This is a genomic window from Nitratireductor sp. ATLC21 (genome assembly GCF_057196525.1).
In genome coordinates, this window is sequence record NZ_JBXUOU010000002.1 from 926,932 (window position 1) to 950,544 (window position 23,613).

Annotated in this window: 21 protein-coding genes and 1 tRNA gene; 13 read left to right on the top strand and 9 right to left on the bottom strand. The window is 60.2% G+C overall.

Annotation, left to right across the window (positions count from 1 at the left end; all coding sequences use genetic code 11):
* Window positions 1-22 precede the first annotated feature (22 nt).
* A complete protein-coding gene (locus tag AC2CHD_RS12005; RefSeq protein ID WP_484553870.1) occupies window positions 23-853 on the bottom strand; it encodes a TolC family protein in 831 nt (276 codons plus the stop codon).
* A gap of 440 nt (window positions 854-1,293) precedes the next feature.
* On the opposite strand from AC2CHD_RS12005, the gene AC2CHD_RS12010 reads away from it, so the two are divergent.
* Together AC2CHD_RS12010 and AC2CHD_RS12015 are read left to right on the top strand one after the other, a co-directional pair.
* The gene (locus AC2CHD_RS12010) at window positions 1,294-1,821 is read left to right on the top strand and encodes a hypothetical protein (RefSeq protein ID WP_484553871.1); all 528 of its coding nucleotides are present in this window, start codon (window positions 1,294-1,296) and stop codon (window positions 1,819-1,821) included.
* A gap of 136 nt (window positions 1,822-1,957) precedes the next feature.
* Entirely contained in the window at window positions 1,958-2,692 is a 735-nt protein-coding gene (locus tag AC2CHD_RS12015) for an AbiU2 domain-containing protein (protein ID WP_484553872.1), read from the top strand.
* Window positions 2,693-2,777: 85 nt separating this feature from the next.
* Here the strand turns inward: AC2CHD_RS12015 and AC2CHD_RS12020 are convergent.
* Together AC2CHD_RS12020 and AC2CHD_RS12025 are read right to left on the bottom strand one after the other, a co-directional pair.
* A tRNA-Gln gene (locus tag AC2CHD_RS12020) sits at window positions 2,778-2,851 on the bottom strand.
* 28 nt (window positions 2,852-2,879) lie between these two features.
* On the bottom strand, window positions 2,880-3,104 hold the full coding sequence (locus AC2CHD_RS12025; protein WP_484553873.1) for a hypothetical protein: 225 nt from the start codon (window positions 3,102-3,104) through the stop codon (window positions 2,880-2,882).
* Here AC2CHD_RS12025 and AC2CHD_RS12030 point away from each other — a divergent pair.
* Window positions 3,054-4,553 (top strand): Ppx/GppA phosphatase family protein, encoded by a 1,500-nt coding sequence (locus AC2CHD_RS12030; protein ID WP_484554238.1) that lies wholly within the window; start codon window positions 3,054-3,056, stop codon window positions 4,551-4,553. The genes AC2CHD_RS12025 and AC2CHD_RS12030 overlap by 51 nt on opposite strands.
* A gap of 10 nt (window positions 4,554-4,563) precedes the next feature.
* Window positions 4,564-5,286, top strand: a complete 723-nt coding sequence (locus AC2CHD_RS12035; protein ID WP_484553874.1) for an RlmE family RNA methyltransferase — start codon at window positions 4,564-4,566, stop codon at window positions 5,284-5,286.
* Between the two features lie 10 nt (window positions 5,287-5,296).
* Here the strand turns inward: AC2CHD_RS12035 and AC2CHD_RS12040 are convergent, their stop codons facing one another.
* Window positions 5,297-6,712: a DHA2 family efflux MFS transporter permease subunit gene (locus tag AC2CHD_RS12040; RefSeq protein ID WP_484553875.1), complete on the bottom strand. Its 1,416-nt coding sequence runs from the start codon at window positions 6,710-6,712 to the stop codon at window positions 5,297-5,299.
* Between the two features lie 297 nt (window positions 6,713-7,009).
* Here AC2CHD_RS12040 and guaB point away from each other — a divergent pair, with 297 nt between their 5' ends.
* Complete coding sequence (gene guaB / locus AC2CHD_RS12045; RefSeq protein ID WP_229447704.1) at window positions 7,010-8,512, top strand: IMP dehydrogenase; 1,503 nt, start codon at window positions 7,010-7,012, stop codon at window positions 8,510-8,512.
* 55 nt (window positions 8,513-8,567) lie between these two features.
* Here guaB and AC2CHD_RS12050 read toward each other — a convergent pair whose 3' ends face one another.
* Window positions 8,568-9,248: an MIP/aquaporin family protein gene (locus AC2CHD_RS12050; protein ID WP_229447703.1), complete on the bottom strand. Its 681-nt coding sequence runs from the start codon at window positions 9,246-9,248 to the stop codon at window positions 8,568-8,570.
* A gap of 107 nt (window positions 9,249-9,355) precedes the next feature.
* Between AC2CHD_RS12050 and AC2CHD_RS12055 the strand changes: the two genes are divergently transcribed.
* A complete protein-coding gene (locus AC2CHD_RS12055; RefSeq protein ID WP_484553876.1) occupies window positions 9,356-9,775 on the top strand; it encodes an MAPEG family protein in 420 nt (139 codons plus the stop codon).
* A 3-nt stretch (window positions 9,776-9,778) separates the two neighbouring features.
* Here AC2CHD_RS12055 and AC2CHD_RS12060 read toward each other — a convergent pair whose 3' ends face one another.
* Complete coding sequence (locus tag AC2CHD_RS12060; RefSeq protein ID WP_484553877.1) at window positions 9,779-10,690, bottom strand: hydrogen peroxide-inducible genes activator; 912 nt, start codon at window positions 10,688-10,690, stop codon at window positions 9,779-9,781.
* A gap of 139 nt (window positions 10,691-10,829) precedes the next feature.
* On the opposite strand from AC2CHD_RS12060, the gene katA reads away from it, so the two are divergent.
* The 5 genes from katA to guaA all read left to right on the top strand — a co-directional run bounded on the left by katA (window position 10,830) and on the right by guaA (window position 16,464).
* Window positions 10,830-12,335 (top strand): catalase KatA, encoded by a 1,506-nt coding sequence (gene katA / locus AC2CHD_RS12065; protein WP_484553878.1) that lies wholly within the window; start codon window positions 10,830-10,832, stop codon window positions 12,333-12,335.
* A 119-nt stretch (window positions 12,336-12,454) separates the two neighbouring features.
* Entirely contained in the window at window positions 12,455-13,741 is a 1,287-nt protein-coding gene (locus tag AC2CHD_RS12070; protein ID WP_484553879.1) for an RsmB/NOP family class I SAM-dependent RNA methyltransferase, read from the top strand.
* 17 nt (window positions 13,742-13,758) lie between these two features.
* A complete protein-coding gene (locus AC2CHD_RS12075; protein WP_229448115.1) occupies window positions 13,759-14,211 on the top strand; it encodes a PaaI family thioesterase in 453 nt (150 codons plus the stop codon).
* A complete protein-coding gene (locus AC2CHD_RS12080) occupies window positions 14,208-14,849 on the top strand; it encodes a 5'-methylthioadenosine/S-adenosylhomocysteine nucleosidase (protein ID WP_484553880.1) in 642 nt (213 codons plus the stop codon). Before AC2CHD_RS12075 ends, AC2CHD_RS12080 begins: the two co-directional genes overlap by 4 nt.
* 55 nt (window positions 14,850-14,904) lie before the next feature.
* A complete protein-coding gene (gene guaA, locus AC2CHD_RS12085) occupies window positions 14,905-16,464 on the top strand; it encodes a glutamine-hydrolyzing GMP synthase (protein ID WP_484553881.1) in 1,560 nt (519 codons plus the stop codon).
* Window positions 16,465-16,688: 224 nt separating this feature from the next.
* On the opposite strand, the gene AC2CHD_RS12090 is transcribed toward guaA, so the two are convergent.
* The 3 genes from AC2CHD_RS12090 to AC2CHD_RS12100 all read right to left on the bottom strand — a co-directional run bounded on the left by AC2CHD_RS12090 (window position 16,689) and on the right by AC2CHD_RS12100 (window position 20,970).
* Entirely contained in the window at window positions 16,689-18,875 is a 2,187-nt protein-coding gene (locus AC2CHD_RS12090) for a TRAP transporter permease (protein WP_484553882.1), read from the bottom strand.
* Window positions 18,876-18,965: 90 nt separating this feature from the next.
* A complete protein-coding gene (locus AC2CHD_RS12095; protein WP_484553883.1) occupies window positions 18,966-19,943 on the bottom strand; it encodes a TAXI family TRAP transporter solute-binding subunit in 978 nt (325 codons plus the stop codon).
* A 112-nt stretch (window positions 19,944-20,055) separates the two neighbouring features.
* Window positions 20,056-20,970, bottom strand: a complete 915-nt coding sequence (locus AC2CHD_RS12100; protein WP_484553884.1) for a LysR family transcriptional regulator — start codon at window positions 20,968-20,970, stop codon at window positions 20,056-20,058.
* Window positions 20,971-21,131: 161 nt separating this feature from the next.
* On the opposite strand from AC2CHD_RS12100, the gene AC2CHD_RS12105 reads away from it, so the two are divergent.
* Both AC2CHD_RS12105 and AC2CHD_RS12110 read left to right on the top strand, forming a co-directional pair.
* Window positions 21,132-22,214, top strand: a complete 1,083-nt coding sequence (locus tag AC2CHD_RS12105; protein ID WP_484553885.1) for a tartrate dehydrogenase — start codon at window positions 21,132-21,134, stop codon at window positions 22,212-22,214.
* Between the two features lie 5 nt (window positions 22,215-22,219).
* The gene (locus AC2CHD_RS12110) at window positions 22,220-23,476 is read left to right on the top strand and encodes a glycerate kinase type-2 family protein (protein WP_484553886.1); all 1,257 of its coding nucleotides are present in this window, start codon (window positions 22,220-22,222) and stop codon (window positions 23,474-23,476) included.
* The last annotated feature ends 137 nt before the right edge of the window (window positions 23,477-23,613 follow it).

A 23,613-nucleotide genomic window follows, 5' to 3' on the forward strand; every position in this document is an offset into this window, starting at 1 on the left:
TCGCTCAGCCATTTCGGTGCTTTTACAACAGCGGGCGTTCCGGCACGGGCAGCCCCCCTGTAAGAGTGTCGAGCCTGCTCTGCCAGCGCCGCGCCTGGGCTTTTATTTCGAGTTCCTTTGCGCGCGCTGCCTGCACCCGCGCCTCGGCTTGAAGCTGATCGGAACGCGTGCTTGCACCTTTGTCGGTGCGGGCGCGCACGAGGTCGAGAATGGCGTGGGTGTCGCGGACCTGATCTTGAGCAATCCTGCCGAGTGCCTGATTGCGCTGCACCTCGGTGACAGCCAGGACGGCATCGCGGATCAATTCATCCACCCGGAGCAGCACTTGGGATCTGCGGCCCTCAACACCAGCTCGCTCAACCTTTATCTTATGGTCGACCTTGCCGAAATCGTAGACCATCTGTGATGCGGAGAGGTTGACGGTGGGGCTGTATCCGCTTTCATTCGCGTCTCTGCCATAGGAGGAGTTCACGCCCCAATTCACCTGCGGCAGATAACCGGCCCGTGCTTGCTCAACGATCTCATTCTGCTGGTTCAGACGCTCAACCGTTTCCTTCACCGAAGGGTGCCAGGTCAATGCACGGCGTACCAGCGCGGCCAGGCCGGTAGGGCTTTGCCCGCCACCAGGCCTGGTAGACAATTGGGGCATCTTGCTTTGCCCGCTTCGGGCAGGCGATGCTTCCTCCGCTGCGCTCGGCGCGTCGGTTGACGGTGTGATCGATCCGGTTATTTCGCTGCTTGGCTGCCCGTTGAGTGCGTCGGCAGGCTTCGTTGTGGGCGTGCTCGCACATCCGCAAAGCAGCGCCATCAGAGCGCAGCCGAACGCGAGAGACAATTCGTCGAGCTGACGCATTCACAACTCCGGACAGTGTGAGCAAACGCAAAACAGCTGCCAACGCTGAACTGGTCGAACCGGTCAACAACCGATCCCGGCAGACGTATGGGGGACACGATGCGCCGAGATGGTTAACCAATGGTTACCAGGGTAATCCGGCTAAATTTCCTGCAGCAACCGGCGCATCGGAAAGTGCCAGCAAACGATGATGGCCTTTCCGAGATGGAGCGCCGGGAAAAAGGTGGCTAAGTTCGCCCTGAATGGTTTCGTTTAGACACGCACAAAGATGCTCGCCGAATTCGCGGCCGCGCATCCGTTGCGCAGTTTGACCGGGGATGCAGCCGCTTAGCCACTGCTCTACCAGAAGCCCGCCGACATCAACGGGCTTTTCAATTGTTTTGCGGATAGATGCAAGCGTAACTTGCTCGGATCGGCGAGGTGCAAAAATGATTCTCGTGATGAAAGTTGCCGCATTTCTCGGTGTTCTACTTAACTTCATCGGCTCAATTATGCTATTGCGCGATTTTCGTGACATCGTGCAACTACCGTTTTTTCGATGGCGTGCGCGTCACTTGAAAGGGCAGTTGGACAAGGTTATTCACAAACGAGGAATTCCCCTGTCATCATCATCTCTTTCGCGCGCAATGAGGAGGCGTGGGGTGACGAAAACCTTTAGCTTTTTCCAGATGGCGCGCGCCCCAAAGGAACTACGCGACCATATGCGGCTGAATAACGAGCATGAGGTGTTTCGGCAGTCGCTCGGCCTAGAGCCTTATTTGATAACCGACACTCATGGACTTGATGCTTTCTCGATTGATAGAAGCTTCAGCGAGATCGAGCGTCATCTTGATGAGTGGGAGAAAGATCCTGATCCGGAAGAAAGCACCGATAGGACTAGGGCAATAAAGTTCTTCGTTTGGGGCTTTGCATTGCTGCTAGGTGCGGCCTTTCTTGACCTGCTAGTATACATATTTCAGGTCTCGTAGAGAAAAAGCGGTAATGCGCGGCGACAAGCGGTCTGAATACACCCGGAGATTGGTTGGACTGGCCGGCTAGCCTTGCTTGTGCTGGTGCTTTAATGCTCGCCGGCTCGCTCGGCTGGGTTCTGGTCTAGGTGGCTCAATGGCAAAGAAGGCGAAAAAAAAGACGAATGTGATCGGCACAAGGGCAGCGATTGCAAAGCTCGACCAGATGATGCCGATCCTTGAAAGGAACATCGTCGGCGCACTCATGATCGAAGCCACGCTTGAGGCCGGCAACGACATTGTGCTCGAAATGTCCGACAAGAACATTCCCGGTGCGGAAGCTTACAACCAGATTCGGCATAGCTTGAGCTTCGACCTTGCGATGCACCTTGCCCGCCTGTTTGATAAGGGCAGCGGGCGCTACCACGCCAACAAAAAGGATGCAGCGTCAATCCCCCTCATGATCCGCCTGCTTCGGCAGAAGCGTTGTCGGCGGGCGCTAGCTCACCGCGCCCGGAACTGGAGTCCGGCGCTCGGCAGTCACTTCGCCGCGCGGTTCGAACAAGATTGCTTCACCGCCATCGAAAGGGCTTCAGAAGCTTACACTGCCACATTTCGCGGGAAGTTTGGTCAGTCTGGTCTCAAACGGCTGAAGTCTGCTCGCGACAACCATTTTGCTCATTCGCTCATGAGCGAAAAGAAACTCAACCTGATCTATCATCAGCTTTTCCGCCTCACCGATTGCGCGCGCGACATTCTGGACGCGGCCAACATCGCAATTGCGGGAAGCTCGCTTGAACTCGCTGATAAGGAAGAAATCTTCCGCGAGCGTGCTAAAGATTTTTGGAATCGGGCGCTGCTAGGGAAGCTCGATGACGAAATGGCGAACTAGTTCCGGTTTTACGCCCCGGAAAAATGTTCCGGTTGCGATTTTTCTGCTTCGCTTAAGTGCTTGTTTTTATTTAGAAAAGAAGATTTGGCTGGGGAACCTGGATTCGAACCAGGACTAACGGAGTCAGAGTCCGTGGGTCTACCGTTAACCTATTCCCCAGCAGGCGGCGCTGGCCGCTTTCGCCACGCTATTTAGCGATATGAGTTTTATAGTCAAGGGCGGATCCGGATTCAATTCGAGGAACGACAATTTTCCCGACCATGCAAAGATGATTGCATTTCCGGCGAACACCACTCTTGGTGAAACCAGCTATGGCTGATACTCTGGTGCCAACTAAACGGAATGAGCTGCCTGCTGCGCCCTGAAGGGCTTGCGCGGCGGCGAAGGAATAGCGGTGGAAAACCACGACCATGGCGGGGTCTCCCCGTTAGACAGGGTCGTCCGGGATGCCGCGTCGGATGGGGGCTCTTCCCCCGGCTTCGACGATCGGTCGGCCGGACAACCTGCTCTTGTGGGTGAAACGAATGTTTTGCCCCAGCGAAAAAGAACGCGCAGAAAAAGAGCCTCACGCTCTCGCGCCGCGTCGCCCGGGACCTCGGGCGAGGCTTCAAAAGACGCATCCGAAGATCACGCTTCGCCTGAGCGATTGCAGCACGGGAAAGCGGATCGGAATGGTGCTTCGCGACCGGAGGAAACTCCTCCGAAAAGAAAACGCCGCAAGCGGCGCAGGCGCCGTGCGTTCGTGCGTGATGCGGTGGTTGAACCGACCACCAAGGAAACCCCACCTCAAGTCGACACGGGGAAACCGGCCAGGCTTCAGGCGGGAAGACGGGGCGAATCAGAGCAGGATGGCCAGCGCACATCCTATGCGGCGCTCGATCTCGGCACGAACAATTGCCGCCTGCTGGTGGCCGTGCCAACCAGACCCGGACATTTTCGCGTGGTGGACGCTTTCTCGCGGATCGTACGACTCGGAGAAGGGCTGAGCCGCGAAGGGCGGCTAAGTGAAGCGGCGATGGACAGAGCCGTCAGTGCTCTTGCCATTTGTGCCGAAAAACTGGGGCATCGAAAGCCCCGGCGTATGAGGCTGATCGCGACGGAAGCCTGCCGCTCGGCCCAAAATGGCGAAGCCTTTATCGAGCGCGTGAAACACGAGACCGGGCTCACCCTTGAAATCATCGACCGGCAGACGGAAGCACGGTTGGCCGTTGCTGGCTGCAGCACGCTGGTGGACCGAGGTACGGAGGGCGTGGTTCTCTTCGACATTGGCGGCGGTTCGTCCGAGATCGCTCTGGTGGACATTTCACGCCACCGCACCCCGCGGCTTGCTGATCATATCGTCGCCTGGACGTCGCTGCCTGTAGGCGTGGTGTCGCTTGCAGAGCGCTTCGGCGGCCATCATGTGACACGCGAAAGCTTTTCGGCCATGGTCGATGCGGTGAGCGACATGCTTGACCGGTTTGACGATGGCGGACGGCTTTCGAAGATCGCTGCCGGAGGGCGGTTTCATCTCATCGGTACCTCCGGAACAGTGACGACGCTCGCCGGTGTCCACCTGGGCCTGGCGCGCTATGATCGCCGGCAGGTCGACGGGCTTTGGATGGAGCGGGACAATGTGGACCGCATGATCGACACGCTGCTTTCATGGGATTTTGAGCAACGCAAGGCCAATCCCTGCATCGGCGCGGATCGGGCCGACCTCGTGCTTGCCGGTTGTGCAATTCTGGAGGCGATCCGCCGGCGCTGGCCTTCGGAGCGGTTGCGGGTCGCGGACCGTGGCCTGCGCGAAGGCATGTTGAACGAAATGATGGCCGCTGATGGCGCGTGGCGCCGCCGGCGGCAGACGGGACGAGGCAAATGAGGTTGTGCGGATGAGCAAGAAACCGGCCAAGACGGGCGGCGGCGCTCGTGCGCTCAAAACACGGGTCAAGAAAAAGCGTGGGCTGAAGAATTCGTCCCGCCGCTGGCTCGAACGGCATCTGAACGACCCTTATGTGCATCGCGCACAGGCTGAGGGAATGCGCTCGCGCGCAGCCTACAAGCTGACGGAAATCGACGATCGCCACAAGCTGCTCTTTCCCGGCGCGCGGGTGATCGATCTGGGTGCCGCTCCTGGGGGGTGGTGCCAGGTTGCGGCCGAGCGGGTGGGGTCCACACCTGAAAACCCGCTCGTTGTCGGCATAGACTATCTGGGCATGGATGCGGTGCCCGGCGCCATCGTTCTGGAGATGGATTTTCTGGACGAAAACGCTCCGCAGCGCCTTCTGGAGACGCTGGGTGAAGCGCCGGATCTGGTCATCTCCGACATGGCTGCGCCGACCACCGGGCATCGCCAGACCGACCATCTGCGCACCATGCATCTGTGCGAGACGGCGGCGGATTTCGCGCTTTCCGTGCTGAAACCTGGCGGGCACTTCCTGGCGAAGACCTTCCAGGGCGGCGCCGAGACCGGCCTGCTCGATCAATTGAAGCGCAATTTCAAGTCCGTCTACCACGTGAAGCCGCAGGCCTCGCGGGCCGAATCGGTGGAGCTCTACCTTCTCGCCAAGGGGTTCAAGGGACGTTCCGAAGAACGTTCCGAAAAGGATTTGTAAAGCCCTTGCCTCATTCGCCGGCGGGAGCCGGCGCGTCAACTGTGTTGCGCCGCTTGATGTGACCGGAAACGCGGCTCCCTGCCTCTGGTGGCAGGGAAAGGAACGGGATGGCGGCCAGAGCGGAAAGCGCAGCCACGATCAGGAAAGCGCTGACAAAGGCATCCATACCGAGTTCCGTGCCGGTGATGAAGGCGGACATCTCAAGTATGCCGCCGCCGACCGCGACCCCAAGGGCGATGCTGACCTGCTGGGCTGCCGCTGAGATGGTCGACGCCTGACTTGCCTCACGGTCACCAAGCTCGGCAAATACGAGTGCGTTGGCCGAGGTGAAGAAGAGCGAGCGCAGAAGGCCCGAACCGATAAGCACGACGATGATAATCCAGTGCGGTGTGGTCGGCGTGAACAATGCGTTTACGGCAATGCTCGCTCCGCCAAGCACCGAAGCGGCAACCAGAACGACCCGAAAACCGCCGAGCCGCAAAGCCGTGGTGGCGATGAATTTCATCGCGATGGCACCGAATGCCGATGCGAAGGTGAGGAGACCGGATTGAAACGGTGTCAGGCCGAACACCACTTGAAACATGAGCGGTAGCAGAAAGGGCACCGCACCGACCCCGATGCGAAAGAGGGCGCCGCCGAGGATTGCCGAGCGGAACGCGCGGTTGGCAAAAAGGCGGAGATTGAGAATGGGCGCGGGGGTGCGGAGTGCATGGCGGATGTAGAAAGCCGTGGCCAGGACACCGAGCACCACTGTCGCCACACCGACGATGGGGGGCAATGCCGGCAGGCTGATGACGGAGAGACCGAACACCAGTCCGGATGCACCGATGCTGCAGAGCAGAAATCCGGAGAGGTCCAAAGGCCCAGTCTCCTCGCGGGCAAAGTCAGGCAGGACATAGCCAGAAAGGAGAATACCCAGAAGCCCGATCGGCACATTGATCAGGAAGATCCAGTGCCAGGAAAAATAGGTGGTGACGAATCCCCCGAGCGGCGGGCCGGCGATCGGGCCGATCAGAGCGGGGACAGTCAGCCAGGCCATCGCTTTTACAAGTTGTTCGCGCGGCACGGCCCGCACGAGAACAAGGCGGCCAACCGGGGTCATCATTGCGCCGCCCATCCCCTGCAAAAACCGTGAGAGGACGAAAGCAGCCAGAGAATTGGAGAACGCGCAGGCGATTGAACCGAGGACGAACACCGCGATCGCAATGCGGAAGACCTTCTTTGCCCCAAAACGGTCAGCCATGAAGCCGCTGATCGGAATAAAGATGGCGAGTGAAACGAGATAGCTGGTCAGTGCAAGTTTCAACGTCACGGGGCTTGTGCCGATGTCGGCGGCGATGGCCGGAAGCGATGTGGCGATGACGGTTGAATCCATCTGCTCCATGAAGAGCGCGACGGCGAGTATCAGTGGTAATGTGCGGTTCAAGGCATTCTGTCCCTGTGCCGGTCTGCCAGGTGGGGCTGGGAGGGAAACTGCGGGCAGGCCGGATCAGCATGCGGGCTATAGCATGAGATGTACGGCTTGTCCTGTGGCAGAGGCGGTGCTGTGTTGGTGCTGTCATGTTGTGTGGATGAAACATTCCGCCCTCATAGAGGAGGACCTCCTTTTCAAGCCGGCGCTTCCGTGGTACCAGCCAGCGCCAATCCTGAAAGGGAATCACACAAGCGGGGCCGTGCCATTTTATGGCGGGGTCGCGCGTCCTCTTATTCCAAAGGGTCGGCCATGGCGAAAATCATCGAAACAGCAACCGGCGCCCAGGCGCTTACATTCGACGACGTGCTCCTGCAGCCCGGCCATTCCGAAGTGATGCCCGGTCAGACGGACGTGCGCACGCGCATCGCCGGCGACATCGACCTCAACATTCCGATTCTCTCGGCGGCTATGGACACGGTGACGGAAGCACGCCTTGCGATCGCCATGGCCCAGGCCGGCGGCATCGGCGTTATTCATCGCAATCTCTCCCCGGCTGAGCAGGCCGAAGAGGTGCGGCAGGTAAAGAAGTTCGAGTCCGGCATGGTGGTGAATCCGATCACCATAGGTCCCGATGCAACGCTGGCCGAGGCACAGGCGCTGATGCGCGCGCATGGCATTTCGGGCATACCGGTGGTGGAAAACGGCGGTGCCGGCGGCCATACGACCGGTCGCCTGGCTGGCATCCTGACCAACCGTGACGTGCGTTTTGCCTCTGATCCTGAACAGCCGGTACGCGAACTGATGACCCATCAGAACCTGGTGACGGTCAAGGACGGCGTGGCGCAGGACGAGGCGAAGCGGCTTCTGCATCAGCACCGCATTGAGAAGCTTCTGGTGGTCGATGATGCGGGAAACTGCGTTGGTCTGATCACGGTCAAGGACATCGAGAAATCGCAGCTCAATCCTCATGCGTCGAAAGATGCCCAGGGACGGCTTCGCGCTGCAGCGGCAACCAGTGTTGGTGATGATGGTTTCGAACGCGCCGAGCGCCTGATCGATGCCGGCGTGGACCTTCTGGTGATAGACACCGCTCATGGCCATTCGCAGCGTGTGCTTGATGCTGTGGCGCGCGCCAAGAAGCTGTCAAACAACGTGCGCATCATCGCCGGCAATGTAGCAACGGCCGATGGCACCAAGGCATTGATTGATGCGGGAGCAGATGGCGTCAAGATCGGCATCGGCCCTGGCTCCATCTGCACCACCCGCATCGTCGCCGGTGTCGGTGTGCCGCAGCTTTCGGCCATTATGTCTGCAGTCGAGGTCGCGGATAAGGAAGGCATCTCGCTGATCGCGGATGGCGGCATCAAGTTCTCCGGCGATCTGGCGAAGGCGCTCGCCGCCGGTGCCTCAGCCGTGATGGTCGGCTCGCTTCTTGCGGGCACCGATGAAAGCCCGGGGGAGGTCTACCTGCATCAGGGGCGTTCCTTCAAAGCCTATCGCGGCATGGGTTCGGTCGGAGCGATGGCACGCGGTTCGGCCGACCGCTATTTCCAGGCCGAGGTGCGTGACACGCTGAAGCTTGTTCCTGAGGGTATCGAGGGACAGGTGCCTTACAAGGGGCCTGCCGGTGGTGTTCTTCATCAGCTCACCGGTGGATTGAAGGCTGCCATGGGATATGTCGGGGCGGCCAATCTGGCGGAGTTTCGTGAGCGAGCGACCTTCGTGCGCATCTCGGGAGCAGGCCTTCGCGAAAGCCACGCGCATGATGTTACCATCACACGCGAAAGCCCGAACTATCCCGGCGGCGCGTAAGGCGGGTTGGGCCCCATTGCCATTTGAAAAAGGGCCTCAGCGCCCTTTTTTGTCCTCACATGCGTTCCATCAATGTCGTTTTGGCAACGACCCCCGCAACAGCTGCACCGACAAAGGGCGCAGCGATGAAGAGCCAGAGCTGGTTCATCTCACGTGCACCTGAAAAAAGGGCAGGGCCGATCGAACGCGCGGGATTGACTGATGTCCCGGTCGCCGGGATCAGGCAGAGGTGTATTGCTGTAAGTGTGAGGCCGATCACGACACCGGACAGAGGTGTCCGGTGTTTTGACGCTGTCACTCCGAGGATGACGGTGACAAAAATAAAAGTGCCCAAGGTTTCGAGTGCGAAGGCTGTTGGCATTGGATAGAGTCCTGCTGCATCCCAGCCATTGGCTGCACGGGACACGGGCGCGACGGCGTCAGAGCCCTTTGCCATGCCCCAAAGTGATGCAGCGGCCAATGAAGCTCCAGCCAATTGTGCGACCATATAGGGCAATACGTCTTTGAGAGGCATGCGACCGGCCAGAAAAACCCCGGCCGTGACAGCGGGATTGAGGTGAGCGCCGGAAACGGGGCCTATGGCATAGGCCATGGCAATCACTGCAACGCCAAACGAGATGGCAATACCCAGGCCCCCCAGCGGCAAGAGATTTCCAAACCCACCAACCGTCACACTGGCGCATCCCAGAAAGACCAGGCAAAACGTTCCAAAACACTCGGCGACGTAAGCTTTCATGGTTTCATCCTTGCGATAAGGCCACCCTTGCCAAGCGTCTTCGTTTCGATGCTGATGGTGAAATCAGGAATTGAGGCGGGAAACCGTGAAGACGGGAAGGGAAAGACATGTCTCAACACGCAATCTTCTGGCCGATGATCGCCCATGTGGCACTCGTCTACGCCGTGTATGTGCTGATCGGCCTGCGGCGGAAGAAGGCCGTGCAAACGGGGAGCGCGCGCGTTTCCCAGTTCAGGGAAAACCGTGAGGAACCGCCTGAAAGCCTGTTTGTGCGGAACAATCTGGCCAATCAGTTTGAACTGCCCGTGCTCTTCCATTCGGTATGTCTGGCACTTTTTGCGGTGGGAGGCGCAGGGACGGTGGCAATCGGGCTGGCGTGGGCCTTTGTGCTCTCCCGCTATGCACATGCTTATGTACACGTCACGTCCAACAGGATCCGCTATCGGCAGCCATTGTTCGTGCTGGGATTTCTGGCGTTGGCCGCCATGTGGGTGCTTCTCGCGTTGAAACTGTGGAATGCCGGATAACGTTCAGGCGCGGGCGAGCAGCGCCTGATGGGCCTCCAGCACAGTCTCGCGCAGAGCCGCGAAGTCGTTTCTGCGTGGGTTGGACTTCCGTCCGACAAGGCATATGCTGCGGGAAGGGCTGGGGTCGAGAAACGGAAGCACGCTGACGGATGGCAAAAGGTTTGCCGAGGCGCGCGCCATTTGCGGTATGAGGGTGACACCCATCCCATGCGACACCATGTGCAAAAGAGTTGTCAGGCTGGTCGCTCCAAAAGTCTCCATCGTCACAGGTTTGACGCGCCCGCAGATTTCGAGCGCCTGGCCGCGCATGCAGTGCCCGTCTTCCAGAAGCATCAGCCTCTCGAGCGCCATGCTCTCCTGCGCCACGGGCGGGGCTATCCGTGCGGCATCGCCTGTTGGTACCGCAAGGTAGAACGGGTCCTCAAAAAGAATGTCCGGTGCGAGCCGGTTATCGTCGATCGGATCGGCTGCGATCAAGGCGTCGAGCCGACCGGTCGCCGTATCTTCGGCCAATGCGTTGGTGACCGCCTCACGCACCTCAAGGCGCAGCAGCGGAAATCTCTGTTTGAGCAGCGGCAGAAGCTCAGGGAGAAGATAAGGCGCGATGGTGGGGATCACCCCCAGCCGAAAGCGGCCTTCGAGCGCCTTGCGCTCCCTGCGCGCCTCACCTTCCAGATCGCGTACCTCGGCAAGGATCCGCGCCACGCGAGGCAAAAGAGACTGCGCTTCGGCCGTGAGACGCACGGCACCGCCGCCACGCTCGAAAAGTTTGAAGCCGAGCTGAGCTTCCATTTCGGAAATCTGTGCAGAGAGCGCGGGCTGCGTGACGCCACAGCTCGTGGCGGCACGTCCGAAGTGCAGCGTTTCGGCCAGACGTTCGAAATACTGCATCTGTCTGATGGTCAGGCGTATCATAAGTTTAAATTATCGCATCGAATATCAAAGACAATTGGAATTTATCAAAAGGCGTCGATACCTTGGAACCGTTCCAAGCCACGCCGCAGGTGAGACCGGCAGCCGGGCAAAACCGGAAAGCAAGCAAGGGAGTTTTTTCATGGCAGACAAACCCACGATGACCACGTCTGCTGGCGCGCCCGTCAGCGACAACCAGAACACCGTGACCGCGGGTGAGCGGGGCCCGGTTCTGCTTCAGGACTACCAGCTCATCGAAAAGCTTGCACATCAGAACCGCGAACGCATTCCCGAGCGTGTGGTCCACGCCAAGGGCTGGGGCGCGCATGGCGTTTTGAAGATCACCGGTGACATTTCGAAGTACACGATTGCCAAGGCGCTTCAGCCGGGCGCGGAAACACCGATGCTCGCGCGCTTCTCCACCGTTGCCGGCGAGCAGGGTGCAGCCGATGCCGAGCGCGATGTGCGCGGCTTTGCGCTGAAATTTTACACCGAGGACGGCAATTGGGATCTCGTGGGCAACAACACGCCCGTGTTCTTCGTCCGTGATCCGCTCAAGTTTCCCGATTTCATTCACACACAGAAGCGTCATCCGCGCACCAATATGCGCTCGCCGACGGCCATGTGGGATTTCTGGTCGCTCTCACCGGAGAGCCTCCATCAGGTGACGATCCTGATGTCGGATCGCGGTCTGCCGACCGCACCCATGTTCATGAATGGCTACGGCTCCCACACCTATTCGTTCTGGAACGACAAGGGCGAGCGCTTCTGGGTCAAATTCCATTTCAAGACCATGCAGGGCCATAAGCACCACACCAATGCGGAGGCCGAGCAGGTGGTGGGCAAGACCCGTGAAAGCTATCAGGAAGCGCTCTACGGCGCGATCGAGAACGGCGAGTTCCCGAAGTGGAAAGTGCAGGTGCAGATCATGCCCGAGGCGGATGCGGAGAAGACCTCCTATAATCCCTTCGACCTCACCAAGGTGTGGCCGCATGCGGAGTATCCGCCGATCGACATTGGCGTGATGGAGCTCAACCGCAATCCGGACAATTACTTCACCGAAATCGAGAACGCCGCGTTTTCGCCCTCCAACATCGTGCCGGGTATCAGCTATTCGCCCGACAAGATGCTGCAGGCGCGCATCTTCTCCTATGCGGATGCGCACCGTTACCGGCTTGGCACGCATTACGAGACGATCCCGGTCAACCAGCCGAAATGCCCGGTGCATCACTACCACCGCGATGGCGAGATGAACACGTTCGGCGGCATCAAGACAGGCAACCCCGACGCCTATTACGAGCCGAACTCCTTCGGTGGCCCGGTGGAAAACCCGGCAGCCAAGGAGCCTCCGCTGAAAATTTCTGGCGATGCGGACCGCTACAACCATCGCATCGGCAACGACGACTACAGCCAGCCGCGCGCGCTCTTCAACCTCTTCGACGAGGGACAGAAGAACCGGTTGTTCTCCAACATTGCTGCTGCGATGGACGGCGTGCCCGGCGAGATCATCGAGCGCCAGCTCGCGCATTTCGACAAGGTTCATCCCGATTATGGCAATGGGGTGCGCAAGGCGCTGAAGGAAGCGCACGGCTACGAGCCCAATGCCGTGCCCGTGACCGGCAATACGCCGCAGCGCGCTGCCGAATAGGCAGACGTGAAAAGGCCTTGATAAAGTACGGGCGTGGAGCAATCCACGCCCGTTTTGCTTGTCTAAAGGCTCGCTACCGGCTAGCTGTGCGCCATTCGGGTAACCGGCAGAGGTGTCACATGCGATTTGGCGGACGGCTGGCTGCGGCCATTGAGATTCTGGAAGACATCGACCGGCGCTATCGACCGGCGGCCGAAGCGCTGAGAGACTGGGGCCTGTCACACCGCTTTGCCGGCTCCAAGGACCGGGCGGCCATTGGCAATTTCGTCTATGACGCGTTGCGCAGAAAACGCTCTGCGGCATGGCTGTTTCAGGAAGAAAGTCCGCGCGCTCTTGCCTTCGGCGCCCTCATGATCGAGGCGGGATATGATCCCGAAACGCTGAATGCAGCCCTGGCGGAAGACAATTTCGCACCGCAACCGATTTCCAGCGAGGAAGCGGACCGCATTGCGGCGCACCGACTGGATCAAGCGCCTGACGGCGTGCGGGCGGAATGCCCCGAATGGTGCGAGCCGCTGTTTCAGCGGGCCTGGGGCGATGACTGGGTGGCCGAGGCGGCGGCCCTTGCCGAGCGCCCGCCGCTCGACATGCGGGTCAACACGTTGAAGTCGACGCGCGACAAGGTGGCGAAAGCGCTGGCACGCACCGGCGTTCACGAGAGCGAGCTTGCGCCACAGGGGTTGCGGATCGGTCCGATCGAAGGGCAGGGGCGGCATCCCAATGTGCAGGCAGAACCGGCCTTTCAAAAGGGCTGGTTCGAGGTCCAGGACGAGGGCTCGCAGATCGTTGCCGCCCTTACCGAAGCCGCGCCTGGCATGCAGGTGCTCGACTATTGCGCGGGGGCAGGCGGCAAGTCGCTCGCCATGTCGGCAGCAATGGAGAACACCGGCCAGATTCGGGCCTTCGATGCTGAAAAGCAGAGGCTTGCCCCCATATTCGACCGACTGAAGCGGGCCGGTTGCCGGAACGTCCAGGCTGTAGCCGACCCGGAGGCGCTGGCCGCGCATGAGGGCCAGTTCGATCTCGTGGTCGTCGATGCGCCATGCACGGGAGCAGGCACCTGGCGGCGCAGACCGGACGCCAAATGGCGGCTTGGCGAAAAACAGCTGGAACAGCGGCAGGCGGAGCAGGCCGAAATTCTCGCGCGGGCAGCACGCTTCGTGCGCCCGGGCGGGCGTCTGGCCTATATCACCTGCTCGGTGTTCGCCGAGGAGAACGACGATCAGGTGCGCGCCTTTCTCAAAGCCAATTCGGATTTCTGTCCGGTGGACCATGAGGCGCTATGGGAGAGGCACTTCCCGGGACAATCCGCCAAGGCAAGAATAGGCAAGACCACGGGTATTGCCCTCTCTCCCAACCGCACGGCGACAGACGGCTTTCATTTTGCCGCGCTGGAGCGGAGTTGAAAACCAACGGCCAGACGATGAACCAGCCAAACCCCGCAGATGTCGAAGCCCGTGTTCGGGCAAGCTTCGCCCGTCAGAAGATGATGGCAACCATCGGCGCCGAGCTGACGCTCGTGACGCCGGGCATTGTCGAGATCGAGATGCCTTATGCGGATGCGCTGACGCAGCAGCATGGGTTTCTCCATGCGGGTGTGATTTCGACGGCGCTGGATTCAGCCTGTGGCTATGCTGCGTTCTCGTTGATGCCGGACGATGCTGCCGTCCTGACCATCGAGTTCAAGGTCAACCTGCTCGCGCCGGGGCGCGGCGAGCGCTTTCTGTTCCGTGGCACCGTCACCAAGCCCGGCCGCACCATCGTCGTGGCAGACGGTCAGGCCTATGCCTATTCCGCTGAAGGCGATGCCAAACTCATTGCCACGATGACGGGAACCATGATGACCATCATCGGACGTGAAGGGATCGAGGGATGATGCGGGCACCGGTGGAACCGGCAATTCTTGCCGGAAAACGCGTTCTCTTCGTCATGGCGGCTGAAGCCGAATATGGCCCACATCTTAAAAAGCGCTTCAAACCCCTGATGACAGGTGTCGGTCCCGTGGAGGCGGGGGTGGTGCTCGGTGCAGAGCTCGCCCTTCTCGATGCCGAGGGCCATCTGCCGGATCTCCTCGTTTCCCTTGGATCTGCCGGGAGCCGCAGTCTCGAACAGACGGAGGTCTATCAGGCTACCGCCGTTTCCTATCGCGACATGGACGCCTCGCCGCTTGGTTTCGAGAAGGGTGTCACGCCCTTTCTCGATCATCCTGCGGTCATGCCTCTGCCGCATCGCATTCCGAGCATCCGGGAAGCCACGCTTTCGACCGGCGGCAACGTGATTTCAGGGGCCGCCTACGACGCCATCAATGCCGACATGGTGGATATGGAAACCTTTGCCGCCTTGCGCGCCTGCCAGCGTTTCGGCCTCGATCTGGTGGCGCTGCGCGGCATTTCTGATGGTGCAGCCGAACTTCAGCATGTAAGCGACTGGACCGAATATCTGCATGTCATCGACGAAAAGCTCGCCGATGCGGTGGACCGCCTCGAACGGGCCATCGCCGATGGCCTTCTATGACCAAAAAACAGCCCTGACGCTTGCACCCAAACGCTTCTTTCTCTAAAGGCTCGCCATGACGATATCCAATCCCGACACAGTTCTCATCGTTGATTTCGGCAGCCAGGTCACGCAGCTCATTGCGCGGCGGGTGCGCGAGGCCGGAGTCTATTGCGAAATCGCTCCGTTCCAGTCGGCGGAAGAGGCGTTCAGGCGCCTTGCGCCCAAGGCGGTCATCCTTTCGGGCAGCCCGGCCTCCACGGTTGATATCGGCAGCCCGCGCGCGCCGCAGGTGATCTTCGATTCGGGCCTTCCGGTGCTTGGCATCTGCTATGGCGAGCAGACCATGTGCGCCCAGCTTGGCGGGAAGGTCGAGGGGTCAGATCACCGCGAGTTCGGTCGTGCCTTTTTGGAGATCGAGAATGATTGCCCTCTGTTCGAAGGCGTCTGGGCCAAGGGCACCCGCCATCAGGTTTGGATGAGCCACGGCGACCGGGTGACGGCCATTCCGCCTGGCTTCCGCGTCGTCGGCACCTCGACCGGAGCACCTTTTGCTGCGATTGCCGATGATGATCGCAAATATTACGGGGTTCAGTTCCACCCCGAAGTGGTCCACACGCCAGATGGTGCAAAGCTGCTTTCCAATTTCGTGCACAAGATCGCCGGCCTTTCAGGCGATTGGACGATGGCCGCCTACCGCGAACAGGCGATTGAGGCGATCCGCAAGCAGGTCGGCGACGGCAAGGTGATCTGCGCGCTTTCGGGCGGTGTCGATTCCTCCGTGGCAGCCCTTCTGACGCATGAGGCTGTCGGCGATCAGCTCACCTGCATTCTGGTCGATCACGGTCTGATGCGGAAGAACGAGGCGTCCGAAGTGGTCGCCATGTTCCGCGAGCACTACAATCTGCCGCTGATCCTGGTGGATGCCTCCGACCGCTTCATCGGCGCATTGGAAGGCGAGAGCGACCCGGAAAAGAAGCGCAAGACCATCGGTCGCCTGTTCATCGAAGTGTTCGAGGAAGAGGCGAAAAAGCTCGGTGGCGCCGATTTCCTGGTGCAGGGCACGCTCTATCCCGACGTGATCGAAAGCGTATCCTTCACGGGCGGTCCGTCCGTGACCATCAAGTCGCACCACAATGTGGGCGGTCTGCCCGAGCGCATGAATATGAGCCTGGTCGAACCGCTGCGCGAACTCTTCAAGGACGAGGTGCGGGTGCTCGGCAAGGAGCTCGGCCTGCCCGACAGCTTCATCGGCCGCCATCCCTTCCCGGGGCCGGGACTTGCCATTCGCTGCCCCGGCGGCGTGACGCGCGAGAAGCTCGAAATCCTGCGTTCCGCCGATGCGATCTATCTGGACGAGATCCGCAAGGCCGGCCTCTACGATGCGATCTGGCAGGCCTTTGCCGTGCTCCTGCCGGTGCAGACGGTGGGCGTGATGGGCGACGGGCGCACCTACGAGTTTGTCTGCGCGCTGCGCGCTGTGACGTCCGTCGACGGCATGACTGCGGATTTCTATCACTACGACATGGAATTCCTCGGCCGTGCGGCCACCCGCATCATCAACGAGGTGAAGGGCATCAACCGCGTTGTCTACGACGTGACGTCCAAGCCACCCGGCACGATCGAGTGGGAGTAGAAGAGGAGTGCTGTGGCGTATAGTAGTGAGTTATATGCGATCTTATCCCAGCGAAAGTGGTCGATAGTTCTTGCATCGTTGCTTTGAATTAGAGCCGCCATCGTTTCAAGGAAACGCTGCTCCACCCCATCCTCTTCGCTTTCCGCAATTATGCGGACGCCAAGCATTCAAAGTGAGCGACACATCGCCGCTCACCTTCAACAAAAACCAAGCCAATGCCACCCCTATCCGGTCTGAAACAGGGCCGGCTTTTTCTGAAGCGCTATCATGGCGACCGTCAAACAAAGGCCGATTGCATCGGTCATCCATCCACCGGCAATCATGGTGAGGCCCGCCGCTGCAAGCCCGATGCGCACCACCGCGCTGGCATGGCCGAGGAACCAGCCCTGGACAGCGCAGGAGAGGAGATAGACACCGGCCACCGCCGTTACCGCCACATGCGCGATCTCGAACCAGCTGCCATCCAGAAGCATGGCCGGGGAGAAGAAGAACATGTAGGGGACCACAAAGGCGGCGAGACCGATGCGGAAGCTCTCCACACTGGTTCTCACCGGGTCGGAACCGGCAAGCGCAGACCCCGCATAGGCGGCCAGTGCCACCGGCGGTGTGATGGCCGACATCACCGCAAAGTAAAAGATGAAGAGATGAGCGACCAGAGGCTCCACGCCCAGATTGACCACACCTGGCGCGATCACGCTGGCAGCAACTGCATAGGCCGCGGTGGTGGGCATTCCCATGCCCAAAACAACAGAAACCACCATGGCGAAGAAGAGCGCCAGAAACTGGCTCTGGTCGGCAAGGGCCAGCAGCACCGTCGAGAAGCGGGAGCCAATGCCGGTGAGTGCGATCACGCCGACGATGATGCCGGCGGTGGCACAGACGGCTACGAGCTGAAGTACCATGCGGGCACCAATGTCCAGTGCGCGAAAGAGGCGGCGTGGCCCCATGCGGTGGGGCGTCAGCCATGAAACGACGGCGGCCGTCATCATGGCCAGCGTTCCGCAGCGTATGACGGAATATCCGGCAAACAGCGCGTAGATAAGCACGATGATCGGCGTGAAGAGATAGATCTGGCGGATGAGCGCGCCGAGCTTGGGCAGCTGATCGCGCGGCAGGCCCTTCATGTTAGCTTTCTGGGCGGCAAGGTCGACCATGAAGTAGATGGAGATGAAGTAGAGGACCGCAGGAATGATGGCAGCCCAGACGATCTCCATATAGGAAATGCCCGTGATCTCGGCCATGATGAAGGCGCCGGCACCCATGATCGGCGGCATGATCTGCCCGCCCGTGGAAGCCGCCGCTTCAACCGAGGCCGCCGTTTGCGGCTTGTAGCCGACGCGCTTCATCATGGGGATGGTGAGCGATCCCGTCGCGACCACATTGCCTGCCGAGGTGCCGTTGATCATACCCATCAGGCCGGAGGCGAAAATGGCAACCTTTGCCGGTCCGCCGCGGCGATGGCCTGCCGCTGCAAAGGCCAGATTAACGAAATACTCGCCCACCCGAGTCGCCTGAAGGAAGGCGGCGAACACGACAAAGAGAACAATATAGGTGGAGGAAATCGCCACGGGCGCGCCGAGAATCCCGTTGTCCGTGAAGATGTAGGAGAAGAAGCGCTTTGCGTCATAGCCCCGATGCTCGAAGATGCCGGGCAGCCAGGGGCCAAGGAAGGCATAGGCGACAAAGATGCCGGCGATGACAACCAGTGCCAGCCCGGCGAGTCGCCGCGTCAATTCGATGATCAGCAGCACACCTGAAATCGCGGCCCACATGTCGCCCGGTAGTGCCATGGGCATGCCGGCGCGCAGCTGAAGCTGCCTTGCGAAGAATATCAGATAGGCGGTGAAGGCAATCGCCGAGACCGCAAGCACAAGATCGGCAGGCGCAAAACGGACCCGGTCGGTGTGGGGGAATGCCCAGCCATGCGCAATGGCAAGCGCGGTGCCTGCAGCTAGAGGCAATCCGAAACTCGCCAACGCCCATTTGGGCGGCAGTGCCTGCCCCAGAACAGTTCCGTTAATCCAGATGGCGGCTACACCGACGGCCCCGTAAAGGACGGCGGCGGCCGCAATGGCCAGCAGGCCCATGGCAAGGGGAGAGCGCGTCGAACGCCCCTTCGTGTCCATGGTGGCGGCGCCGAACAGGAGAAAACCGAGAAACAGCCCACCACCCACATGGGTCAGGCGATAGGCCCAAGTCTCAAGCGGATAGACATTCATCACTAAAAGGTGAAAAATCGTATAAGCAACGCAAAGCCAGGCAACGACTATGTTGCGGATCCCGGCAAATTCACGCTGGTTGCCCGACAGAGCCTCTTCGTCCACGAGCGCTCGTGCGGTCTGTTCTTCAATCGATGGTGCCGCGTCTGCACGGATATCGGAGTCCGGGCGGGTATTCTGGGATGCAGTCATGGTCGATAGCCCTGGCAGGGGATTTGAGACGCGACACGGGCGGGAGGAGTGTTGCTCAACCGCCCGTGCCGTTGATGTCAGTCCGTGCTGTTACTGCGCGGCCCCGGGAACGTCGTAGCCGTTTTCCTTGAACCAGCGAACCGCGCCGGGATGGAATGGAACCACTTTGTTCTTGGTCACGTTTTCAGCCAGGGTCTCCTTGGCTGCCGCATGGTTCTGCACCATGCGCTCATGGTTTTCCATCGCCAGCTTGGTGATTTCGTAGGCGAGGCTTTCCGGCATGTCCTTGTGCGCGATGGCAAAATTCCAGAGCGAGACGGTCTGGACGTCTTCCGGCTGATCGTCATAGGTGTTGGCCGGGATGGTGAAGGGCTGCATTGCAGGCACAACCTCCAGCATCTTGTTCAGCGTCTCCTCATCCATGGAGAGGAAGCGCACGTCATTTTCGACGGCAAGCTGCGCATAGGCGCCGGTAGGCAAGCCTGCAGCGTAAACAAATGCGTCGATCATGCCGTCTTTCAACTGGCCAGCCGTATCGGAGCCACCGGCATTGCTGATGACAACACCGGAATCTGTGTTTTCAAAGTAACGTGTCCAGTAGGTGGCCGAAGTGCCGCCGGCAGGACCGACCCCCACGCGCTTGCCGTCCTTCAGATCAGCAAATCCCTGAATGTCGGAACTTGCAAGAACCGCTGCCTGCAGGGGTGTCTGGTACATGGGGAACAGAGCACGAATATTTTCATGCGGGACGCCCGGCATGAGCGGACTTTCGCCCTTGATCGCCTCATCTGCCGGCCCGAGCGTAACAAAGCCGAGCTGGTGCTCGCCGGTCTCAACGAGGGTAACGTTTTGAACCGGACCGCCCGTGATTTCCACGCCCGCATTAATGCCCAGCGCTTCGCTGATCATCGCCCCGAAACCGCTGCCATAGCCGAAATAGGTGCCGCCCTGGCTGCCAGTACCGATGGTGATGCTGTTTGGCCAGCCTTCCTTGTCCTGTGCGGCAGCAGGTGCAACGCAAAGTGCACCGGCAATCAAGGCGATGGCTGATGTGATCCTGATAGACATGTTTCCTCCCTTGGTCTCCTCCGGCATTGCAAGCGCGATGCCACTGGCAGCAGCATGGCTAAGAATGTCTGGAGGGAGAACGTTCTGAAGATTATATTATTTTTCGTTATTATCAGGCGCTATCCTCAATCGCCTGCAAGTTCCGGACAAGAATATCCAGCAGAATGTCACGCTGAGGGTCGCGCGTGCCACGCGTCCAGGCGGCTGCAAGAATGAGTTTCGAGCGCGTCGCACCCGGTGGAATGGAAAGGGGCAGGAACCGGACGCCCGGCGTGCTGATGTGCGCCGTCCAGCGGGGGACGATGGCAAGCCCCGTTCCTGTGGCCACGAGATTGACGATGGTGTGCTTTTCTTCCGCGATCTGTGCGACACGGGCTGTCAGCCCCGCATCCATGAAAAGCTTCATCGTCAGATCGTGGGAATGGGGCCGTGAACGCCGGTCCGGCACGATGAGCGGAATATCAGCCAGGTCCTCGATCAGGATCTCCTCCCGTTCGGCGAGAGGGTGGTCGGCCGGCAAAGCGACCACGGCAGTCTCATAGAACAGCGTTCGGAAATTCAACCGCGGGTCGCGTATATCGGGTGGACGGCAAAAGGCGATGTCGAGGCTGCCGCTCAAAAGCTTTGGCAGAAGATGAATGGTCTTCTGCTCGAAAAGCTGCACCTCGATCCCTGGCTGTTCGGCCCGCAGGAATTGCAGCAATTGCGGCATCAGCCCGACCGAAGCGCTATCGATCGCCCCTACCCGCAGGACAGGCTTGTCTGCATTGCGGATTGCCCTGATCTTGTCTTCCAGCGCATCGGCCTGCGCTACCAGCCGCCTTGCATCGTTGAGGATCGCACTCCCGGCCGCGGTCAAGGCTACATTGCGGGTCGTGCGATGGAAAAGCCGGGTCTCGAACTGGCTCTCAAGGATCTTAATTTGCCGCCCCAGTGAAGCAGGCAGCATGTTCATGGCCTGCGCTGCCCGACCGAAATGCATCGTATCGACGACACTCAGGAAGCATTTCAGCTGAAAAATATTCATGAACGGACCGCACCCCTATTATCGCAGATTTGTATATAATCATGCGCACATTGAGATGCGTTGAGCAACCCATTTAACGTCTGGTCGACAACACCCACTTGCGCCTTTCGGGAAACGCCCGATCGGTGCGCCAACCGGTTCCGGGAATTCCTATGGATCAGATGCAGAGCACCAAACAGTACAAGATCGCAGCCATTCCGGCAGACGGCATTGGCCCGGAAGTCATCGATGCCGGCTTGCAGGCTTTGGATGTTCTGGCACGCCGCGATGGTGGGTTTTCTCTGGATGTGACCCATTTCGACTGGGGTTCGGACCGCTACAAGAAGACCGGTGCCCTGATGCCGGAAGATGGCACGGCGCAGCTGAAGGATTTCGATGCGATCTTCTTTGGTGCCGTGGGCGCACCGGACGTGCCTGATCACGTGACGCTTTGGGGCCTGCGCCTGCCGATCTGCCAGGGCTTTGATCAATATGCCAATGTGCGGCCCACCAAGATCCTTCCAGGCATTTCCTCGCCACTGGAAGGCGTTGGACCCGGTGATCTGGACTGGGTGATTGTGCGTGAGAATTCCGAGGGCGAGTATTCGGGCCATGGCGGCCGGGCGCACAAGGGCCTGCCGGAAGAGGTGGGAACAGAGGTCGCTATCTTCACACGGGTCGGTGTGACGCGGATCATGCGCTATGCCTTTGCGCTTGCCCAGTCGCGCCCGCGCAAGCTCCTGACCGTGGTGACGAAATCCAACGCGCAGCGCCATGGCATGGTCATGTGGGACGAGATCGCCGCGGAGGTCTCACGCGAATTCCCGGACGTGACATGGGACAAGATGCTGGTCGATGCCATGACCGTGCGCATGGTGAAAAATCCCAAAAGCCTCGACACGATCGTCGCCACGAATCTTCATGCCGACATCCTGTCCGATCTGGCCGGTGCCCTTGCCGGCAGTCTGGGTGTTGCCCCGACCGGCAATATCGATCCGGAACGCCGCTTCCCCTCCATGTTCGAGCCGATCCACGGATCGGCCTTCGATATCACCGGCAAGGGCATCGCCAATCCGGTTGCGACCTTCTGGACGGCGGCGCAGATGTTGGATCATCTGGGCGAGCAGAACGCGGCTTCCCGCCTGATGCGGGCCGTGGAAAAGGTGTGCGCGGAGGGCATACTGACACCGGATGTGGGCGGAAAGGCAACCACCGGAGAAGTGACGGAAGCCGTTTGCGAAGCCATTCGCATCGAGAATATCTGACCCTCATGCAACCCCCGCACGCTCATACGCTTTTGCGCCAGATGCTGGACGCTGCCATCGGCGCTGCCGACCCTGCGAGAGTTCTGGCCCGATACCTGCCGGAAAGGCCCAGGGGTCGCTGCATTGTGGTTGGTGCGGGAAAATCGGCCGCCGCCATGGCGCGCGCTGTGGAACACGCCTGGCCGGAGGTGGATATGTCCGGCGTGGTCGTCACGCGATATGGCCACGCCGTGCCCACCCAGCGGATCGCAGTGCGGGAGGCTGCACATCCCGTGCCGGACATGGCCGGCGCGCGGGCTGCAGGCGAAATCCTCGAAATGGCACGGCAGGCGGGGCCGGATGATCTCGTCCTCGCCCTGATCTCAGGGGGCGGGTCTGCGCTAATGCCCCTGCCAAAGCCGCCCTTGACGCTGGAAGACAAGTTTCAGGTAAACCGGCTGCTGCTTCGGTCGGGCCTGCCCATTGACGACATGAACCGCATACGCAGGCGCATGTCGCTTGTGAAGGGCGGCGGCCTGGCGCGGGCAGCAGCCCCCGCGCACCTGGTTACCTTGGCGATTTCCGATATTCCTGGCGATGATCCGGCAGCCATCGCCTCGGGGCCAACGGTTCCTGATCCGACAGCAGCTGACGATCTCTCTTCCCTCGTCGACCGATTGGGACCGGAACTGCCCGAAGCAGCACGGCAGGTTCTTCTGGCACGATCAAAACCTTCCGCTTCCGCGCAACCGGATTTCCGCCTCATCGCGACGCCCCGGCTTTCGCTTGAAGCGGCTGCCGAAGTGGCGCGGGAAGCGGGCGTGACTCCCGTCCTTCTTGGCGATGCCATTGAGGGGGAAGCGCGCCATGCGGGGACCGTTCTGGGCGGGATAGCACTTTCCTGCGCACGGCACGGCACATTGGCACAACGACCGGCAGTGCTTTTATCCGGTGGAGAGACCACGGTGACGATCGCACCGGGCGCATCAGGTCGCGGTGGCAGAAACACGGAGTTTCTGCTTTCGCTCGCCCTGGCTCTCAAGGGAGAAGCCGGCATTTATGTCCTGTCAGCCGACACCGATGGCATTGACGGCACAGAAAATGCCGCCGGTGCCATCATCGGGCCAGACACCCTTGCGCGCGCCGCCCGGCTGGGCCTCAACGCCCGCAGCCTTCTGGCGGCCAATGACAGCTATGGGTTTTTCTCCGGGCTAAATGACCTGATCAAGACCGGCCCCACACTAACCAATGTCAATGATTTCCGGGCGATATTGGTGGGGTGAGATGTCACCTTGAAGACCTGCAACAACCCGACAAATATTTTCAGACAACCAAGCGGCGGTTGCCCCGAAGGGGTACACGGGAGATCTCAAGCCTTAATCCCTCTGTTTCTTAATCTGCCGAACAATCCACTGATGAA

Bases quoted from the DNA above. Each gene is read 5' to 3' on its own strand.
- AC2CHD_RS12005 (WP_484553870.1), bottom strand. From the start codon at position 853: ATGCGTCAGCTCGACGAATTGTCTCTCGCGTTCGGCTGCGCTCTGATG.
- AC2CHD_RS12090 (WP_484553882.1), bottom strand. From the start codon at position 18,875: ATGACTGCATCCCAGAATACCCGCCCGGACTCCGATATCCGTGCAGAC.
- AC2CHD_RS12100 (WP_484553884.1), bottom strand. From the start codon at position 20,970: ATGAATATTTTTCAGCTGAAATGCTTCCTGAGTGTCGTCGATACGATG.
- AC2CHD_RS12050 (WP_229447703.1), bottom strand. From the start codon at position 9,248: ATGAAAGCTTACGTCGCCGAGTGTTTTGGAACGTTTTGCCTGGTCTTT.
- AC2CHD_RS12060 (WP_484553877.1), bottom strand. From the start codon at position 10,690: ATGATACGCCTGACCATCAGACAGATGCAGTATTTCGAACGTCTGGCC.
- AC2CHD_RS12055 (WP_484553876.1), top strand. From the start codon at position 9,356: ATGTCTCAACACGCAATCTTCTGGCCGATGATCGCCCATGTGGCACTC.
- AC2CHD_RS12105 (WP_484553885.1), top strand. From the start codon at position 21,132: ATGCAGAGCACCAAACAGTACAAGATCGCAGCCATTCCGGCAGACGGC.
- AC2CHD_RS12080 (WP_484553880.1), top strand. From the start codon at position 14,208: ATGATGCGGGCACCGGTGGAACCGGCAATTCTTGCCGGAAAACGCGTT.
- guaB (WP_229447704.1), top strand. From the start codon at position 7,010: ATGGCGAAAATCATCGAAACAGCAACCGGCGCCCAGGCGCTTACATTC.
- katA (WP_484553878.1), top strand. From the start codon at position 10,830: ATGGCAGACAAACCCACGATGACCACGTCTGCTGGCGCGCCCGTCAGC.
- AC2CHD_RS12110 (WP_484553886.1), top strand. From the start codon at position 22,220: ATGCAACCCCCGCACGCTCATACGCTTTTGCGCCAGATGCTGGACGCT.
- AC2CHD_RS12070 (WP_484553879.1), top strand. From the start codon at position 12,455: ATGCGATTTGGCGGACGGCTGGCTGCGGCCATTGAGATTCTGGAAGAC.
- AC2CHD_RS12035 (WP_484553874.1), top strand. From the start codon at position 4,564: ATGAGCAAGAAACCGGCCAAGACGGGCGGCGGCGCTCGTGCGCTCAAA.
- AC2CHD_RS12015 (WP_484553872.1), top strand. From the start codon at position 1,958: ATGGCAAAGAAGGCGAAAAAAAAGACGAATGTGATCGGCACAAGGGCA.
- AC2CHD_RS12075 (WP_229448115.1), top strand. From the start codon at position 13,759: ATGAACCAGCCAAACCCCGCAGATGTCGAAGCCCGTGTTCGGGCAAGC.
- AC2CHD_RS12010 (WP_484553871.1), top strand. From the start codon at position 1,294: ATGAAAGTTGCCGCATTTCTCGGTGTTCTACTTAACTTCATCGGCTCA.
- AC2CHD_RS12025 (WP_484553873.1), bottom strand. From the start codon at position 3,104: ATGGTCGTGGTTTTCCACCGCTATTCCTTCGCCGCCGCGCAAGCCCTT.
- guaA (WP_484553881.1), top strand. From the start codon at position 14,905: ATGACGATATCCAATCCCGACACAGTTCTCATCGTTGATTTCGGCAGC.
- AC2CHD_RS12095 (WP_484553883.1), bottom strand. From the start codon at position 19,943: ATGTCTATCAGGATCACATCAGCCATCGCCTTGATTGCCGGTGCACTT.